Here is a 16,423-nt window from a genome sequence, read left to right as displayed (position 1 = left end):
ATATTCGTATAAATCTTTGTTAAGAAGGGTGCCGAATATAGAAGAGTTCTATGTAATTTGCAGGTAAAAAGTAGGTGCTTACGAATTCGTTCAAAATATATGATGCTTCCGCCGGTTCGGGCAAGACCTACACCCTTACCAAAGCCTATCTTAAAATTATTCTCTCTTCAAATGAGGGCTACCGTCAAATTCTAGCCATCACCTTTACCAACAAAGCTGTAAATGAAATGAAGGGGAGGATTTTAGAAAGTCTTTTCGTTTTCAGTAAAACAACCAGTACTGAAAAAGCACCCTCCTTGTTTATTGACCTCTTAAAGGAACTTTCATTTACAGCTGCCGAATTGCAAAATAAATCGAAAAAGGCCTTAAAAAAGATACTTCATAATTATGCCTTTTTTGATGTATCTACCATTGACAAGTTTACCCATCGCTTAATCCGCACCTTTGCCAAAGACTTAAAAATTCCGCAGAATTTTGAAGTCATTTTAGATAGGGATTTATTATTGGATGAAGCAGTATTAAGGCTCATCAATAAAGCTGGTAGTGATTCGAAACTAACTAAAGTTCTTATCGATTTTGCACTTGAGAAAATTGATGATGACAAAAGTTGGGACATTACTATTGATTTAAAGAAAGTCGGAAATTTAATTTTCAATGAGGCCGATGCCGAGCATTTTAAAAAATTTGAAGATAAAAGTATTGATGATTTTCTTAAACTGCAGAAGACTATTAAGAAGAATATTTCTGGCCTTAAAAAAGCCATCGTTGCAGACGCTTCGCAAAATCTCCAAATAATTGATAAAAATGGACTAGAGCATTCCGATTTTAAATCAAGCTGGTTTCCTAAATTCATGCTTAAGATTAAGAGTGGTGACCTCCACATAGATTTCAAAGCAGGCTGGAAACAAAATTTTGATTCAGAACCATTGTATGCGGGCAAATGTGACGCCGCAAAAAAACCACTTCTAGACGGCTTACAATCTCAATTCGTTTCGCTTTTTAATTCCATTAAAAACAATACACTTTCCCATCAACTTCTTACCAATGTCTATAAAAACATTGTTCCACTTACCGTTTTAAATGCTATTCAGCAAGAAGTAAAAACAATTCAAAATGAACGTGACCAACTGTCTATTTCTGAATTTAATATTATCATATCAAATGAAATAAAAGACCAACCAGCCCCATTCATCTATGAACGATTGGGGGAGAAATACAGACACTACTTCATTGATGAATTTCAAGATACTTCTGAAATGCAATGGAACAATTTGATTCCATTAATTGATAATGCCCTATCAAGTGAAGTCGGCTCACTTTTTTTAGTGGGTGATGCTAAGCAAGCCATTTACAGGTGGCGAGGCGGAAAGGCCGAGCAGTTTTTGAATTTAGTGAATTCGAAAACCAATCCGTTTGTAATACAACCTCAAATTGAAGCGCTACCGTCCAACTATCGCAGTCATGAAGAAATCATAAAATTCAATAATGATTTTTTTACGTCCACAAGTCCCTTGTTGAATAGTCAGATTTATAGAACACTTTTTGCTAACGGTAACCAACAAGAATTCAATGAGCTAAAGAATGGTTTTGTTCAGCTCACTTTCCTTGAGGAAAATGATGAAGAAAGTCTTGATGAGCAATACGGTAATAAGGTTCTAAAATCGATTCTTGATATCAGGGCAAAGGGATTTTCATACATAGATATCTGTATTCTAGTACGCGGCAATAAAGAAGGTGTGGCGCTAGCTAACTTTTTAACTCAAGAAGGTGTCCCAATAATTTCTTCAGAAAGTCTTTTACTAAAAAGTAGTCCTAAAGTTCAGTTTTTAGTCAACTTGTTGCGCTATCAAAACCAACCCGATGATTCCGAAATTGCATTTGAACTTTTATCCTTTTTATATAAGGATGAGCTAGAGCAACATCAATTTATTGAGGCCCATTTAGAGAATGTCAGCATACTGCTTAAAAATGAATATCGTTTTGACATTGCTAAAATGAAACAGGCATCTGTTTATGACACTCTTGAAACTGCCATTAAACAATTTGATTTAGCACCCAGTTCAGATGCTTATATAAATTTCTTTATGGACACGGTTCTTGATATAGAACAAAAAGAGGGTACTGGTATTCCGTCATTTTTATCCCATTGGGAAAAGAAAAAAGACAAGCTGAGTATTACGGCACCGTCAAGTATTAATGCTGTTCAAATCATGACCATTCATAAATCGAAGGGATTGGAATTTGAAATAGTAATTTATCCCTACGCCCATTCAAAAATATATAGCGAAATAGAACCTAAGCTTTGGCTTCCTGTCGAGGCCGAGTCTTTCGAGGGTTTTGATGAGCTCCTTATTAACAAGAAACAAGAAGTTATTAATTATAGTGAAATAGCGGAGTACTTATTTGAGGAAGAAAATAATAAGTTAGAGCTTGATGCTTTCAACGTATTGTATGTTGCACTTACCCGAGCGGTTAAAGCATTATATATCATTACGAAAGAGGAAGTTTCATCTAAAAAATCAGATGCGCCTAAAACTTATAGTGAACTGTTTATCCATTTTTTAAAGGAAAAAACACTTTGGGAAGAAAACAAAAGCGTTTACCAATTTGGCTCTTTGGACTTTCCAAGGGAGGGTAATAAATCAGAAGAACAAGAAGATATCAGTTATCAGTATTCTTATAAAGAAAGAGATAGTTTTAAAATTCTTGCCAAATCGGGAGTGCTCTGGGATACGGACAGTGAAGCTGCTTTATCAAAAGGAAATCTGATTCACTTTATGATGGGTTTGGTGGAAACAGAAAAAGACATTGAAAACGCCCTGGCCATAGTAATTAGAAATGGTGATATTAGTAAGATTGAAATAGAACCAATGCGGGATATGGTTTTGCAAATTATCAACCACCCTAAACTTGAGACCTATTATAAGGAGGGGCATTCAATTAAGAATGAGAGGGATATTATTACCAAAAGCGGACTTGTTTTAAGACCAGACAGAGTTGTCATCAAAGAAAATAATGCAACTGTTATTGATTATAAAACAGGAAGGCGAGATATTCGCTATAAGGACCAATTAGATTCATATGCTCATGCATTAAAGGAAATGGGGTATGCCATAGAAAATAAAATCATCATATATATTAACGAAGAAATTACACCAGAATTCATTTAAGAATATTATGTACGGAAAAATAAAAGAACATCTACAGGCTGAGCTAGACCAGATTAAAGAGGACGGACTTTATAAATCGGAGCGCATCATCACTTCTCCCCAAGATGCGGTTATCAAAATTTCAACAGGTGAGGAGGTCATTAATTTTTGTGCGAATAACTATTTGGGGCTTTCATCGCATCCTGAAGTTATTCAAGCTGCCAAAGACGCGATGGATACGCATGGCTTCGGAATGTCGTCAGTGCGTTTCATATGTGGTACGCAAGATATCCATAAAGAATTGGAACAAAAGATTGCCGATTTTTATGGAACTGAAGATACCATATTGTATGCTGCCGCTTTTGATGCCAATGGCGGAGTATTTGAACCGCTCTTAACTGCAGACGACGCTATAATCTCAGATTCGCTCAATCACGCTTCTATTATTGATGGCGTGAGGTTGTGCAAAGCAAAGCGATACCGCTACACCAATAGTGATATGGCTGATTTGGAAAAACAACTGCAACAGGCCAATACAGATAATGCACGCTTCAAGATAATTGTGACGGATGGTGTTTTCTCTATGGATGGATTAGTTGCTCCTTTAGATAAAATTTGCGGCCTCGCAGATCAATATGACTCCATGGTCATGATAGATGAATGCCATGCCACCGGATTCATTGGTGAAACCGGTCGCGGCACCTTGGAAGAAAAGAATGTTATGAATCGCGTTGACATCATAACAGGAACGCTAGGAAAAGCAATGGGAGGAGCAATGGGAGGCTACACCACTGGAAAAAAGGAAATTATAGAAATCTTAAGACAACGTTCAAGGCCGTATCTATTCTCAAATTCTCTGGCACCTGCAATTGTTGGAGCTTCTATTAAGGTATTCGATATGTTAAAAACGGATACCAGTCTTCGCGATAAACTCCAAAGAAATACTGATTACTTTAAAAAAGGAATGAAAGAAGCAGGCTTTGATATAATTGACGGAGAATCTGCAATTGTTCCAGTTATGCTTTATGATGCCAAACTTGCGCAGAAAATGGCTAACATGTTGTTAGAGAGAGGAATCTATGTAATTGGCTTCTTTTATCCCGTTGTTCCTAAGGAAAAAGCGCGTATTCGCGTGCAATTATCAGCCGCACATAAAACCGAACATTTAGATAAGGCAATTCGCGCGTTTATTGAAGTAGGTAACATACTAAAAATCGTTTAAGTGCGTTATTTCACCTGTCAAATGCAATAAAAAAAATAACATATTGATTTTGTTAATAATTTTTAACAAGTTACATTTGCAGCTAATAAACACTTAAACTTAAAAATTTAAACATGAAACATCTTAGCAAATTAATGGCTGTTGCCCTATTATTCGTAGGTTTTAGCAGTATTCAAGCGCAAGACGAGAATAACCCTTGGCAAGTAAGTTTTGGGGTTAATGCCATTGACGTTTATCCTACTGGGGATGTAAGTTCTTTTGGTAACGAGCTCTTCAACGCTAATGATCACTGGAACATTCTTCCTTCAATCTCGTACATCGGCGTTTCTAAGTCTGTTGGTGACGGATTTGCAGTTGGAGTTAGAGGTTCTTTGAACAAAATCAGCAAATTGGGTGACACCCGTGTTGATGATCTTTCTCACTACGCTGTAGATGGTACTATAAAATATAGTTTCCTTAAAAATAAAAAAGTTGACCCTTTCCTAGAAGTAGGTGGTGGTTATACTTGGGTTGATGAAATCGGTGCAGGTACGGTTAATGCTGGTGTTGGTGTGAACTTATGGTTCTCGGAAAACGTTGGTCTTACTTTACAGACTGGTTACAAACATGCATTCGAAGATTACGGAGTTAAGCACTGGCAACATTTAGCAGGTATCGCTGTTAAATTTGGAGGTACTGATACTGATAGTGATGGTATTTACGACAAAGACGATGCTTGTCCAGAAGTTGCTGGTTTAGAAGCATTCAACGGTTGTCCAGATGCTGATGGTGACGGAATCGAAGACAGCAAAGATAACTGTCCTAACGAAGCTGGTTCTAAAGAAATGAATGGATGTCCTGATGCTGATGGCGATGGAGTAGCTGATAAAGATGATGCTTGTCCTAACGAAGCTGGTCTTGCTGCCTTAGCTGGTTGTCCTGATGCTGATGGTGACGGGGTTGCTGATAAGGAAGATGAATGTCCTAACGAAGCAGGACCTGCTGAAAACAAAGGATGTCCATGGGCTGATAAAGATGGTGATAGCGTTTTAGACAAAGACGATCAGTGTCCAGATGTTGCTGGTACTGTTGCTAACAATGGTTGCCCTGAAGTAACTGTTGAGGTTCAAAAGCAATTGAATGACTACGCCAAAACAATTCTATTCGATTCAGGTAAATCTTCTATCAAAGCTGAGTCTACAGGAGTAATGGTTGATATCATCAGAATCTTAGGTGAGTACCCAACTGCTAAATTCTCAGTTGAAGGTCACACAGATAGTCAAGGACCTGCCGCTAGCAATCAGAAACTTTCTGAGTCAAGAGCAAATGCAGTTCGTGATTTCTTAATCGGTGAAGGAATTGGTGCAGACAGATTGACTGCTGCTGGTTTCGGTGAAGATCAGCCTATTACTACCAATAAGACTAGAGCTGGTAGAAAAGAAAACAGAAGAGTTGAAATCAACTTAATCAAGTAAGAAGATTTAAATTTCTTTTTCATAAAAGAAAAGCCTCGCAATTGCGAGGCTTTTTTTATTTTTAGACATATGCAGAGTTTTTTAGAAGAGGTTATCCATAAGATAACAAGAGAATACGATAGCCTCGAAGACTTCATTTTTGTATTGCCGAGCAAGCGTGCTGGTACTTTCTTAAAGAATAACATAGCTAAAATTTCTATAAAAACAGCTTTTGCTCCAGAAATATATAGTATTGAGAGTTTTATAGAAAGGGTATCCAAACTTGGTTATGTCTCAAACACACAACAGCTTTTTGAGCTTTATAATGCCTATTTAAAGAATACCACTAAAGATGAAGATAACTTCTTTACTTTTTCGAAATGGGGTCTAACATTACTTCAAGATTTCAATGAAATAGATCGTTATCTCATTGATGCGGAAAATTTGTTCTCCAACCTGGCAGACATTCAAGAAATCAATCACTGGTCCCTTCAAGGGGAAAAGACCAAAATGATGTCAGATTATTTGGCTTTCTGGAATAATCTTAATCAACTTTATAACAAATTCAATTCGGCCTTGCTTGAAAAAGGCCTAGGCCATCAGGGACTTGTTTATCGCCAAGCATGTGAACGACTTCCAGAGTACATCGAAAGTTGTAAGAACAAAATTCATGTTTTCGTTGGATTTAATGCCCTGAATACTTCTGAAAGTGAAATTATTCAACGTATTCTAAAGCAATCCAAAGCTAAAATTTATTGGGATATTGATTCTTATTTCTTGAATGACCCCATCCACGATGCAGGATTGTTTATTAGAAAACATCAAAAGACGTGGTCACACTTTCAAAAACATGCACTTCAGGGTGTCAGCGAAAATTATGCTTCCGAAAAAAACATTCAAATTACAGGAGTACCGAAAAATGTTTCACAGGCTAAATATGTGGGTGCGTTGCTTAAAAAGCTCAAAAAAGAACGCCCTGACTCATTAAAAACAACGGCAGTCGTATTAGGTGATGAAGCCCTTCTGAACCCCATACTTAATGCTGTGCCAAAGGAAATAGAAGCTGTAAACATTACCATGGGTTATCCCCTGAATAAAACTTCACTAGCAAGTCTATTCAATCAGTTTATGGATTTGTATATCAATAGAGACAGATTAGGTTGGTTTTACCAGAATGTCCTATCATTTTTATCGCATCCCCAAATTAAACAAGTCCTTTATAAGGAAACTGATTCAAATTTAGATTTACAAACAAGTATTAAAACAAAAAACTGGACGTACATAACCCTGTCTAAACTGGGGTCCTTTATGGAGGAAAACCCAAATTTAAAGTTGCTTTTCTTCGATAGTCAAATTAGTCCGAAGAATTTTGTTCAAAAATGCCTAGCTATTATTCTAGAGTTAAAAGCCCAGTACCAAAAAGATGAAAGCAATTTGACATTGGAATATCTCTATCGTTTTCATACGCTTTTCAATCAAATATTGGATTTGGTTCAAAAACATTCTTTTATCAACGATTTGAAATCACTACAAAGTCTATTCAAGGAGCTCTTGTCTTCGGAGACCGTTGATTTTCAAGGCGACCCATTGGAAGGGCTTCAAATAATGGGGATGTTAGAAAGCAGAAACCTTGACTTTGAAACGGTTATCCTTACCTCAGTGAACGAAGGTATTCTACCTTCCGGTAAATCGAACAATTCTTTTATCCCTTTTGATTTAAAAACAAGGCTTGGCCTTCCTACCTTTAAAGAAAAAGATGCCGTTTATACCTATCACTTTTACCGCTTACTACAGCGGGCAAAGAACATCCATATCATTTACAATACGGAACCTGATGTACTTGAAGGAGGAGAGAAAAGCAGATTGATTTCCCAAATGCTAACAGACCCGAACAAAGAAAAGGATATCGTTGCAAAGGTTGCTACTCCGTCGATTGAACCTGTCATACAGACTTTGAATTCATTTAAGAAAGATGACGGTTTGATGCGGTTAATTCAAAATCATGCGGAAAACGGTTTTTCGCCTACTTCCTTAAGCAATTATATCAGAAACCCCATTGACTTTTATAAACGTAATCTATTGGGTATTAATGATTCCCTTGAGGTTGAAGAGACGATAGCGGCCAACACTTTTGGGACAATCGTACATGACACCTTAGAGGATTTATATGCCCCTTTCTTGGGAAAATATTTATCTCCTGAAGGACTTACAAAAGCAAAGGCCAAAATTCAAACCTTGGTTCAAATGCATTTTACCAAGAATTATCTCGATGGTGATATCAGTAGAGGCAAAAACTTAATCGCATTCAACGTGATTGTTCGCTACCTCACTAATTATCTAGATTCTGAAATCAAGGAGGCCAAAAATCACCAAATTAAAATTCTTGGCATAGAGGAAAAATTAAATATCGAGCTCAACATCTCAGAAATTGATTTTCCCATCACTTTAAAAGGAAAACTTGACCGAATCGATGAGAAAGACGGAATGCTCAGAATTATCGATTACAAGACCGGAAAAGTAGAATCAAAAAACGTCGAAATCCTAAGCTGGGATGAAATAACCGCTGAATACGATTTTAGCAAAGCGTTTCAATTACTTTGTTACGCCTTCATGTACAACGACAAAAATCCTATTGAAAATATCGAGTCGGGAATCATTTCCTTTAAAAACTTGAATGGCGGACTTCTAAAATTTGCTACAAAAGACAAAAGAGGAAGTTGGGCAAAGAAGAATCATATCATTTCTCAAGAAACGCTTTCCTATTTCGAAAAAGAACTTAAAAAACTAATCTTAGAAATCTGCAATCCAGAAATTCCGTTTACAGAAAAGGAAGTTTAACCTACTTTTTATCGGGCCGGGTTGGGCGCACTTCTATCTTGCTAGGTAAAGTTCTGGGGTGCATTTTAAGTAAATCTAAAACCAGTTCGCCAATGTCTTCAGGTTGAATTTTCCAAGCATCTTTTTCCGAGGGTTCATTATTATTGAAATGTGTTGCAACTGAACCCGGCATAATCGTAGAGACCTTCACGTCATACTTTCTCAAATCTAACATTGCAGCTTGAGTAAAACCAACGACTCCGAATTTGGTGGCGTTATATCCTGCTCCCGAAGCAAAGAAATTGGTGCCAGCCAAACTGGCAAGGGTTATGTAATAGCCCTTTGATTTTTTTAAAGCCTGAACAGAAGCTTTTAAGGTATGAAAGACGCCACTTAAATTCGTATCTATCATTTGATGCCATTGTTCTTCTGACATTTCATAAACAGGAGCAAAATGTCCAACCCCTGCATTTGCCAAAACTACATCTACCTGTCCCCAAATATCTAGAATCTTTTGAATAGCTTCTTTCTCGCTATTGAGTTTGCTAACATCGGATTGCAAAGCCAAGACATTTTCAGAATCCCCCAAATATTGAGCGGCAGTTTCCACCTTTTTCAAAGTTCTGCCACTAATGGCCACTTTCATTCCCGTTGCAATGAGTTTTTCTGCGACACCATACCCTATCCCTTTTGAACCCCCTGTTATATAGGCTACTTTACCTTTTAAGTTTTGCATGTATTATAGTTTAGGCTCCCACCCAGGTTGATATTCCCTTTTCCAGCTTTTCATTGCTTTTTCATTATTCAGTATCTTCCCTGTTGCAGAATCTATTTTTAGCATCTCACCGGCATCCTGCGCCATATTTCCAAGATGACATAACATGGTCGAAATACTGGCATCATTGATATCTGCTTGAAGGGTTTTATCCTCACGAATGGCATCAAAGAAATTACCAACATGGGATACATCCAAACCTCCTTCACCTCGGGTATTTGTCGTTGCACTCGCAGTTTTTTCAAATTCAAATTTTATGGGATTTCCCTGTAAATCATACAATTTATAATAGTTTCGGTCCAATTGAATGGAACCTTTGCTCCCATAAATGGTAATACCTCTTCCAGGTCTTGTTGGTTTTAAGACGCCTCTGCTATGGCCTGTCCAAGTGATGAATTTATCATCAGCGAATTTGAAGGTTACTTGTTGATTATCTACAAATTCCCAATCGTCATCGAAGGTATATTTTCCACCAAAAGAAGTAACACTTTCGGGTAAATCAACACCCAAAGCCCATCGACAAATATCCACCTCATGCGTTCCATTGTTATGTATTTCCCCTGTTCCCCAATTGCGGAACCAGTGCCAATTATAAGGGTGAATATTGTCCTTGTACTCTCTTCTTGGGGCTGGGCCTTGCCACAACTCCCAATCAAGTGTTTTTGGAACATCCATTTTATTTCCTTTTCCTATAGAACCTCGATTATTCGAATAGTAAGCTTCGCCCTTGTAAACATCTCCAATTATTCCATTTCTGATATCATCAATGGCCATAATAGAGGTTGTCGCAGAACGCTGTTGATTACCCATTTGTACTTTCTTTCCGTACTTGTTCTGTGCAGCCACCAATAAATCATTTTCATGAGGATTATGACTACAAGGCTTCTCCACATAAACATGTTTCCCTGCCTGCAATGCCGCAATTGCCATAGGTGCGTGCCAATGTTCGGGTGTTGCTATAAAAACAGCATCAACGTCTTTATCTTCGAGAATTTTCCGAAAATCTTTTTCTACTTTAGGAACATATCCCAAGTTTTTCTGGCACCATACATTGTGTTCATCTATTATTTCATCATCTACATCACAGGTATAAATCACCTTAGCGTTCTTATCAGCGTGAATTGCTTTATAATGTGCCTTTCCTCTGCTACGAACTCCGAGTACCGCACAGTTGATATGGTCGTTCGCTCCTAGGAAATTTGCGTATGAGGTACTTGGCAATACTAATCCGCCAAGAGTGACAGCTGCAGTTCCTGCTGTAGTTTTCTTGATAAAGCTTCTTCTTGTGGTCATGGTTGTCGAGATGAAATTGTTGGTATTCCTGTAAGACCTTAAATTAAGAAAAAAAACGTTTTGAAAGTATTTAATGAGGTTTTTAATGTAGATGAGATAGTATGTAAGCTCCAAAACAAAAAACCATCACTGTCGCGATGGTTTGTGGAGAATACCGGAGTCGAACCGGTGACCTCTTGCCTGCCAGTCCGAAATTCCTTAATACATCAAAAATCAAAATAACCCGCTACTTGTTGATTTACAGAATATTAACTCAATTTTCATAAGATTTATATTCATATGACATCATATGAATACAAACAAAACTGTGCACAGACTGTGCATTTTTATTCCTAACTTGAAGTAGTATAAGGGGTGAAAATGGCTAAAGTTAAACTCATATTAGATACTCGAAAATCATCGAAAAATACAATTTCTGAATTGTATCCGATTGCATTACGATTATTCCATACTAAGCCAAGAATTATTCGATTACCATATGAGACTTCAAAAAATGGATGGGATGTAAATTCATTCTGTCTGAAACGCTCTGTTCTTGTAAATAAAAGTATTGACTGCTCAAAAGTCAACCAAATTTTGTATGACAAACTTCATGTTGCGCGAAGCTTGATAAATGAACTCGGAGATGCTATCCAATATATGGCCGTAGATACTCTAGTATCGGAAATCAAAGATAAATGGGAGGAACAGATTAGCCCATCTCTAAAAGGCAAACTATCAAACGGATTAACTCTAAAAGTTTGGGGGCAAGTCATTGTTGACAGAAAACTAAAAACAAACAAACCAAGCTCAGCGGAATGGTATTTAAATGGAATAAAAGCTTTTATAAAATTCAATAACAATCAAGATTTAAGATTGGACCAATTAAATGTAAGTATGCTCAAAGATTTTCAAATAGAAAAAGAATCAAAAGGCCTAAAACCAAATAGCATAAGTTCAGTCCTAAGAGCTATCAGGGCAATATATAACGCAGCTATAAATGAAGATAGAATTGAAGTAGTCAAGAACCCTTTTCATCGGTACAAGATTCCATCTTCAAATCAAACAAAGAAGAGAGCGATTTCTAAAGAAGACTTCCTAAACATTCGCAAATTAAAATATGGAAAGAACTCTGCGCTGTGGCATACGAAAAACTATGCTCTGATAATGTTTAATTGCAGAGCAATGAATTTGATAGACTTGGTTAAGCTTAAAAAATCAAATGTACGTGAGGATAGAATATTCTATGGAAGAAGTAAAACAGGTGACCCATTATCAGTAAAACTCACTTCTGAGCTAAAGGAGATTTTAGCCCATTATTTAATAGATAAATCAGAGGATGATTTTCTATTCCCTGCAAATTACGATGGCAGTACAGCTAAATATGAGAAGTATAAAACCATAAGAAGAAGGGTAAACGAAAGACTAAAAATTATCGCGCTAGACGCAGGAATTAAACAGCACTTTACAACATATGCTATTCGTCATTCTTGGGCGACAATCGCCAAATTTATGGGAATCCCGACCGCAGTAATAAGTGAAGGTTTGGGGCATAGTTCCTTAAAAACTACTGAAATTTACTTGAAACGTTTTGATAACTCTACTTTAGATGAAGCTAACGAACGTATTGTTGCTTAGTAGAAACATCCCAAATCTTACCCTAACTTAACTGCGCATGGTTCCTGTTTCGATTTCATAGCGTTCCGATAGATAAGCGTTAAGTGAAATCGAAATAGGGCGCATCTACTATTGTCATTTTAAGTTCTAATTTTTCTTTGCAACCATCGGGAGCAAAGCAAGATTGTCATGACAATGACACATCTTGAATTACCTTTTTTACTATAAAATTTTGCTGTAAAATGGGAGCTGCTGAGGTTTTTTACGAAAAAACAAAGAGAGAATAATCGTAGTAAAATATTAATAGGTTGATTTTTAACAACTTATGACAAATAACATCGCTTTAGCGTGTTATCCTCTTGCTTTTCCCTTTACCTTTGGAAAAACACCTTAGGCTAATAATTTCTGTGATAAAAATACCGTTAATTAGAAACTTTATTTTGGGAAAACGATCTTATTGTCAATTAAACTCCAAGTTCTAAAAACAATTAATATACTTTTCAAAAACCTATGAAGCTAAGCGACTTTAAAAAAACAACTTTCGTTTAAGGATTGGATTGTAACGTTCATGAACGAAATTGACCTGTTCAAATAGTGGTCCTCCGATATCAAAGTAAGAACAACTATTTTCAATTAGAAGGGATAAATAATCTACTTGAATGGTCAATAGGGAATTACTAGAACAGAAGCTAAGCGATATTCATCTAATAATTAAGGAGAATTATCAATCAGAAAATGACATAGGAGTGTTAGGTGGGCTATCCGGTTTGGCCTTATTTGAATTCTACTATTCAAAACACCTTGATATTGAAGAACCTTCAGATATTGGAGTAGAAATCATCTCAAGAGGCATTTCGAAAATAAATAATGGTTATGGGCTAGCTACTTTTTGCAGCGGCATAGCTGGTTTCGGTTGGGTTCTAGATCATTTAAATAACAAAGAATTTATTGAACTAGATAACGACACTTTGCTTGAGCCTCTAGATTCCTATTTAAGTGACTTCATGCTTTCTGAGCTTAATAATGGCAACTATGATTTTCTACATGGATCATTAGGTTGTGGTCTTTATTTTTTAAAAAGATTTAAGAGCACTCACAATAATGAATTACGAACGAAGTATCATGAAAAACTTATTAGACTTATTGAGTTATTAAAGGACAGCTCTGAGAATGAGAACAGTATGACCAAGTGGAAGTCGATACTTGATAACGAAAAAGGAAATGAAGGCTATAACCTTAGTCTATCTCATGGTATTTCGAGCGTCATCAATTTTATAACAAGGTTATCATTAGAAGCTGAGTTCAAACCGATGGTTGAGCCAATTTTGAAACAAGCAATTGCGTATGTCCTGAGCTTTAAAATGAACGCCCCTGAGAATCTTTCCTTATTTCCTAGTTGGATTACGGATTCAGAGCCAATTGAGTATCAAAGTAGAATTTCATGGTGTTATGGAGATTTAGGTATTGGGATTACCCTGCTTCAAGCCTCAAAGGCAATTGAAAGTGATAACCTTAAAAAAGATGCAATTGAAATATTAAAACACGCTGCTAAGCGGAGAACAATGGAAACAACGCGAATTATTGATGCAGGGCTATGTCATGGCTCTTACGGCAACGCCCAAATTTTCAATAGAATATACCAAGAGACAAAAATTTCAAATTTTCAAGAGACCGCTTTATATTGGATTCAAGATGGATTGAATAAAGCAGTTCATGAAGACGGATATGCTGGCTACAAACAGTGGGGAGGTCTAGAACAGGTTTGGAAATCTGAATTATCCTTACTGGAAGGTGTTGCTGGGATTGGACTTTCTATTATTGATTTTCTCAGCACAGATGAAAATTCGTGGGACGAATGTTTATTATTAAGCTAAACATCTCAAATCGATGAAAGTATCTAAAAATCCATATTCAGAATTTTCAAATTTTGTTTTAAGAACGCCACTCTTACCCTTTGAATTTTATAAGACCCTTACCAGTAAAAAAGAGGTTACAACAAATGAACTTAAAACAGCCTGTGCAAACCCAGTAATTAAAGAAGCTATTTTTTTAGCTTCTCCATCACTTCTGTTTGAGATGGAAAAATGGTTGGCAAATGATTTGGATTCTGATAAAGAAGAGAAATTAAAACATTCACTACTCAAGTATATCACGCGCATGACAACCAGGTGTACCCCATTCGGTATTTTTGCCGGTTGCGCTACAGGTACTTTAGAAGAAAACACATTAATTAAGTTAGATTCTTTTACTGGCAACAAAAGGTATACTAGGTTAGATATGAATTATCTAGTGGCATTATCTCAAGATTTGGCAAAGAATGATAGTATTAAAAAACAGCTGCTTTTCTATCCTAATTCCAGCTTGTATACTAGTGGTAATGAATGGCGCTATGTGGAATATAATTATATCAACAGTAAAAGAAATCACTATGTCTCTGCAGTAGATAATACAAAGTATTTGAATGCTATCCTTGAAAAATCAATAGGTGGAGCCAAGTTAAGCGACATGGTTCCTTATGTTGCTGATAACTTTCAAGTCTCTTTTGAAGATGCTGAATCGTTCTTAAATGAATTAGTAGAGTCTCAAATCTTGATTAGTGATTTAGAACCTTCAGTTTCAGGGCCAGAGTTTCTCAGTCAAATATTAGAAATCTTAAGTACCCTAGATAATACGCAACACCATATAAGTTCATTGAAAAAAATTGAACTGGAGCTTCATTCTTTAGATACAAAATTTGGAAATGATCCTAAAAAATATGTTAGGCTTAGCGAATATATAAATACCCTCGGCACTTCTTTTGAGATTAAATATCTATATCAATCTGATATGGAGTTGCGACCTGAGCAATGCAGTTTGTCTTTAAGACATATTGAAAGTATTAAAAAGGGAATGGTTTTACTAAATAAACTAAGCGCTACCTCTCCTTCACCAAACCTTACGGCATTTAGAGACAGTTTTAGAGAACGATATGAAGACCGTGAAATTTCTTTGGCCAAGGCCTTAGATGTTGAAATAGGAATAGGCTATCTTCAGAATCAAGGCAGCGGCGACGTAAATCCACTAGTTGATAGTTTGGTATTACCTCCTCTTAATTCAAATAAAAGTAGCAATAGTTTTAATTGGAATGAGAACTTTCAGATTTTATTCGACAAATTGCAAGAATCACATAACAGAGGTGTTGACAAAGTGGTACTAAAGGATGAGGATTTTAAAGATGCCTCTTTGAATTGGACAGACTTGCCCGATACCTTGTCAACAATGATTGAATTAGTTGTTGAAAACGGGATTGAAAAAATTGTGTTTTCTGGTGCAGGTGGCTCAAGCGCTGCTAATTTACTGGCAAGATTTGGTCAAGGTAATGAACAAATAAAAAAAACCATTCAAGAAATAACAGTATGTGAAGAAACAATGAACCCTGATAAGGTAATCGCAGAAATTGTACACCTCCCTGAATCCAGAATAGGAAATATTCTTTCTAGACCATCATTAAGAACGTATGAAATTCCCTATTTGGCCAAATCGGTTCTTGAGAGAGAACAGCAGCTTACCTTAGATGATTTATTTATTTCGATTCGCAACAACAAAGTTTTTCTAAGGTCAAAAAAACTGAATAAAGAAGTGCTTCCTAGGTTGACCAATGCACATAATTACTCGTTTAACTCGTTGCCTATTTATCATTTTCTTTGCGATTTGCAATCTTCCAATAACAGAAGCGGAATTGGTTTTACCTTGGGACCTATTTCAGAATTGCGCAAGCACCTGCCAAGAGTCGAATATGAAAATTTAATCCTACATGAAGCGCGGTGGACCATTGAAAAAAATGAAATACAATCAATGCAGAAAGTATTAGGTGATACCAATAAGCTATTAAAGGCCGCAAAAGATTTTTGTGCTTTAAATAAAATGCAGCAATATGTTTTATTAGTAGAAGGTGATAATGAACTATTGATAAACTTCAAGAATTCCTCATCAATTCGAATGTTCGTCAATGAAATAAGGAATCGAGAGCGTTTTGTGCTGAAAGAGTTTTTATATGGTGACAATGGCGTATTGGAGTCAAAAGAAGGTTATTATACCAACCAAATGGTTGTTTCGTTCTTCAATTCAAAAAAAATTACGAATACTGATTAGATAATCT

At 36.4% G+C, this 16,423-nt stretch carries 9 protein-coding genes; 7 read left to right on the top strand and 2 right to left on the bottom strand.

The features are described 5' to 3' along the window. The first annotated feature begins 74 nt into the window (after positions 1-74). From FEE95_RS06860 to FEE95_RS06845, 4 genes are all read left to right on the top strand, one after another. Positions 75-3,170: a UvrD-helicase domain-containing protein gene (locus FEE95_RS06860; protein ID WP_138657135.1), complete on the top strand. Its 3,096-nt coding sequence runs from the start codon at positions 75-77 to the stop codon at positions 3,168-3,170. A 7-nt stretch (positions 3,171-3,177) separates the two neighbouring features. Beyond that, on the top strand, positions 3,178-4,371 hold the full coding sequence (gene kbl, locus FEE95_RS06855) for a glycine C-acetyltransferase (protein WP_138657134.1): 1,194 nt from the start codon (positions 3,178-3,180) through the stop codon (positions 4,369-4,371). 113 nt (positions 4,372-4,484) lie between these two features. Then, positions 4,485-5,825, top strand: a complete 1,341-nt coding sequence (locus FEE95_RS06850; protein WP_138657133.1) for an OmpA family protein — start codon at positions 4,485-4,487, stop codon at positions 5,823-5,825. Between the two features lie 69 nt (positions 5,826-5,894). Next, positions 5,895-8,642 (top strand): PD-(D/E)XK nuclease family protein, encoded by a 2,748-nt coding sequence (locus FEE95_RS06845; protein ID WP_138657132.1) that lies wholly within the window; start codon positions 5,895-5,897, stop codon positions 8,640-8,642. 1 nt (position 8,643) lies between these two features. Here FEE95_RS06845 and FEE95_RS06840 read toward each other — a convergent pair whose 3' ends face one another. After that, positions 8,644-9,357: an SDR family oxidoreductase gene (locus tag FEE95_RS06840; protein WP_138657131.1), complete on the bottom strand. Its 714-nt coding sequence runs from the start codon at positions 9,355-9,357 to the stop codon at positions 8,644-8,646. A 3-nt stretch (positions 9,358-9,360) separates the two neighbouring features. Beyond that, positions 9,361-10,689 (bottom strand): Gfo/Idh/MocA family oxidoreductase, encoded by a 1,329-nt coding sequence (locus FEE95_RS06835; RefSeq protein ID WP_138657130.1) that lies wholly within the window; start codon positions 10,687-10,689, stop codon positions 9,361-9,363. A 360-nt stretch (positions 10,690-11,049) separates the two neighbouring features. Here FEE95_RS06835 and FEE95_RS06830 point away from each other — a divergent pair, with 360 nt between their 5' ends. The 3 genes from FEE95_RS06830 to FEE95_RS06820 all read left to right on the top strand — a co-directional run bounded on the left by FEE95_RS06830 (position 11,050) and on the right by FEE95_RS06820 (position 16,416). Next, positions 11,050-12,306: a tyrosine-type recombinase/integrase gene (locus tag FEE95_RS06830; protein ID WP_138657129.1), complete on the top strand. Its 1,257-nt coding sequence runs from the start codon at positions 11,050-11,052 to the stop codon at positions 12,304-12,306. Positions 12,307-12,944: 638 nt separating this feature from the next. Continuing rightward, positions 12,945-14,159, top strand: a complete 1,215-nt coding sequence (locus FEE95_RS06825; protein WP_138657128.1) for a lanthionine synthetase C family protein — start codon at positions 12,945-12,947, stop codon at positions 14,157-14,159. 13 nt (positions 14,160-14,172) lie between these two features. Beyond that, positions 14,173-16,416: a lantibiotic dehydratase family protein gene (locus FEE95_RS06820; RefSeq protein ID WP_138657127.1), complete on the top strand. Its 2,244-nt coding sequence runs from the start codon at positions 14,173-14,175 to the stop codon at positions 16,414-16,416. The last annotated feature ends 7 nt before the right edge of the window (positions 16,417-16,423 follow it).

Origin of the sequence: Maribacter algarum (ex Zhang et al. 2020) (assembly GCF_005885635.1) — a bacterium.
Classification (GTDB): Bacteria; Bacteroidota; Bacteroidia; order Flavobacteriales; family Flavobacteriaceae; genus Maribacter_C; species Maribacter_C algarum.
Note: the sequence above shows the minus strand (reverse complement) of the source record. Positions and strands in the feature narration are given on the sequence as shown.

Coding starts and splice junctions, on each gene's coding strand:
- FEE95_RS06840 (WP_138657131.1), bottom strand. CDS start 9,357: ATGCAAAACTTAAAAGGTAAAGTAGCCTATATAACAGGGGGTTCAAAA.
- FEE95_RS06850 (WP_138657133.1), top strand. CDS start 4,485: ATGAAACATCTTAGCAAATTAATGGCTGTTGCCCTATTATTCGTAGGT.
- kbl (WP_138657134.1), top strand. CDS start 3,178: ATGTACGGAAAAATAAAAGAACATCTACAGGCTGAGCTAGACCAGATT.
- FEE95_RS06845 (WP_138657132.1), top strand. CDS start 5,895: ATGCAGAGTTTTTTAGAAGAGGTTATCCATAAGATAACAAGAGAATAC.
- FEE95_RS06820 (WP_138657127.1), top strand. CDS start 14,173: ATGAAAGTATCTAAAAATCCATATTCAGAATTTTCAAATTTTGTTTTA.
- FEE95_RS06835 (WP_138657130.1), bottom strand. CDS start 10,689: ATGACCACAAGAAGAAGCTTTATCAAGAAAACTACAGCAGGAACTGCA.
- FEE95_RS06830 (WP_138657129.1), top strand. CDS start 11,050: ATGGCTAAAGTTAAACTCATATTAGATACTCGAAAATCATCGAAAAAT.
- FEE95_RS06825 (WP_138657128.1), top strand. CDS start 12,945: ATGGTCAATAGGGAATTACTAGAACAGAAGCTAAGCGATATTCATCTA.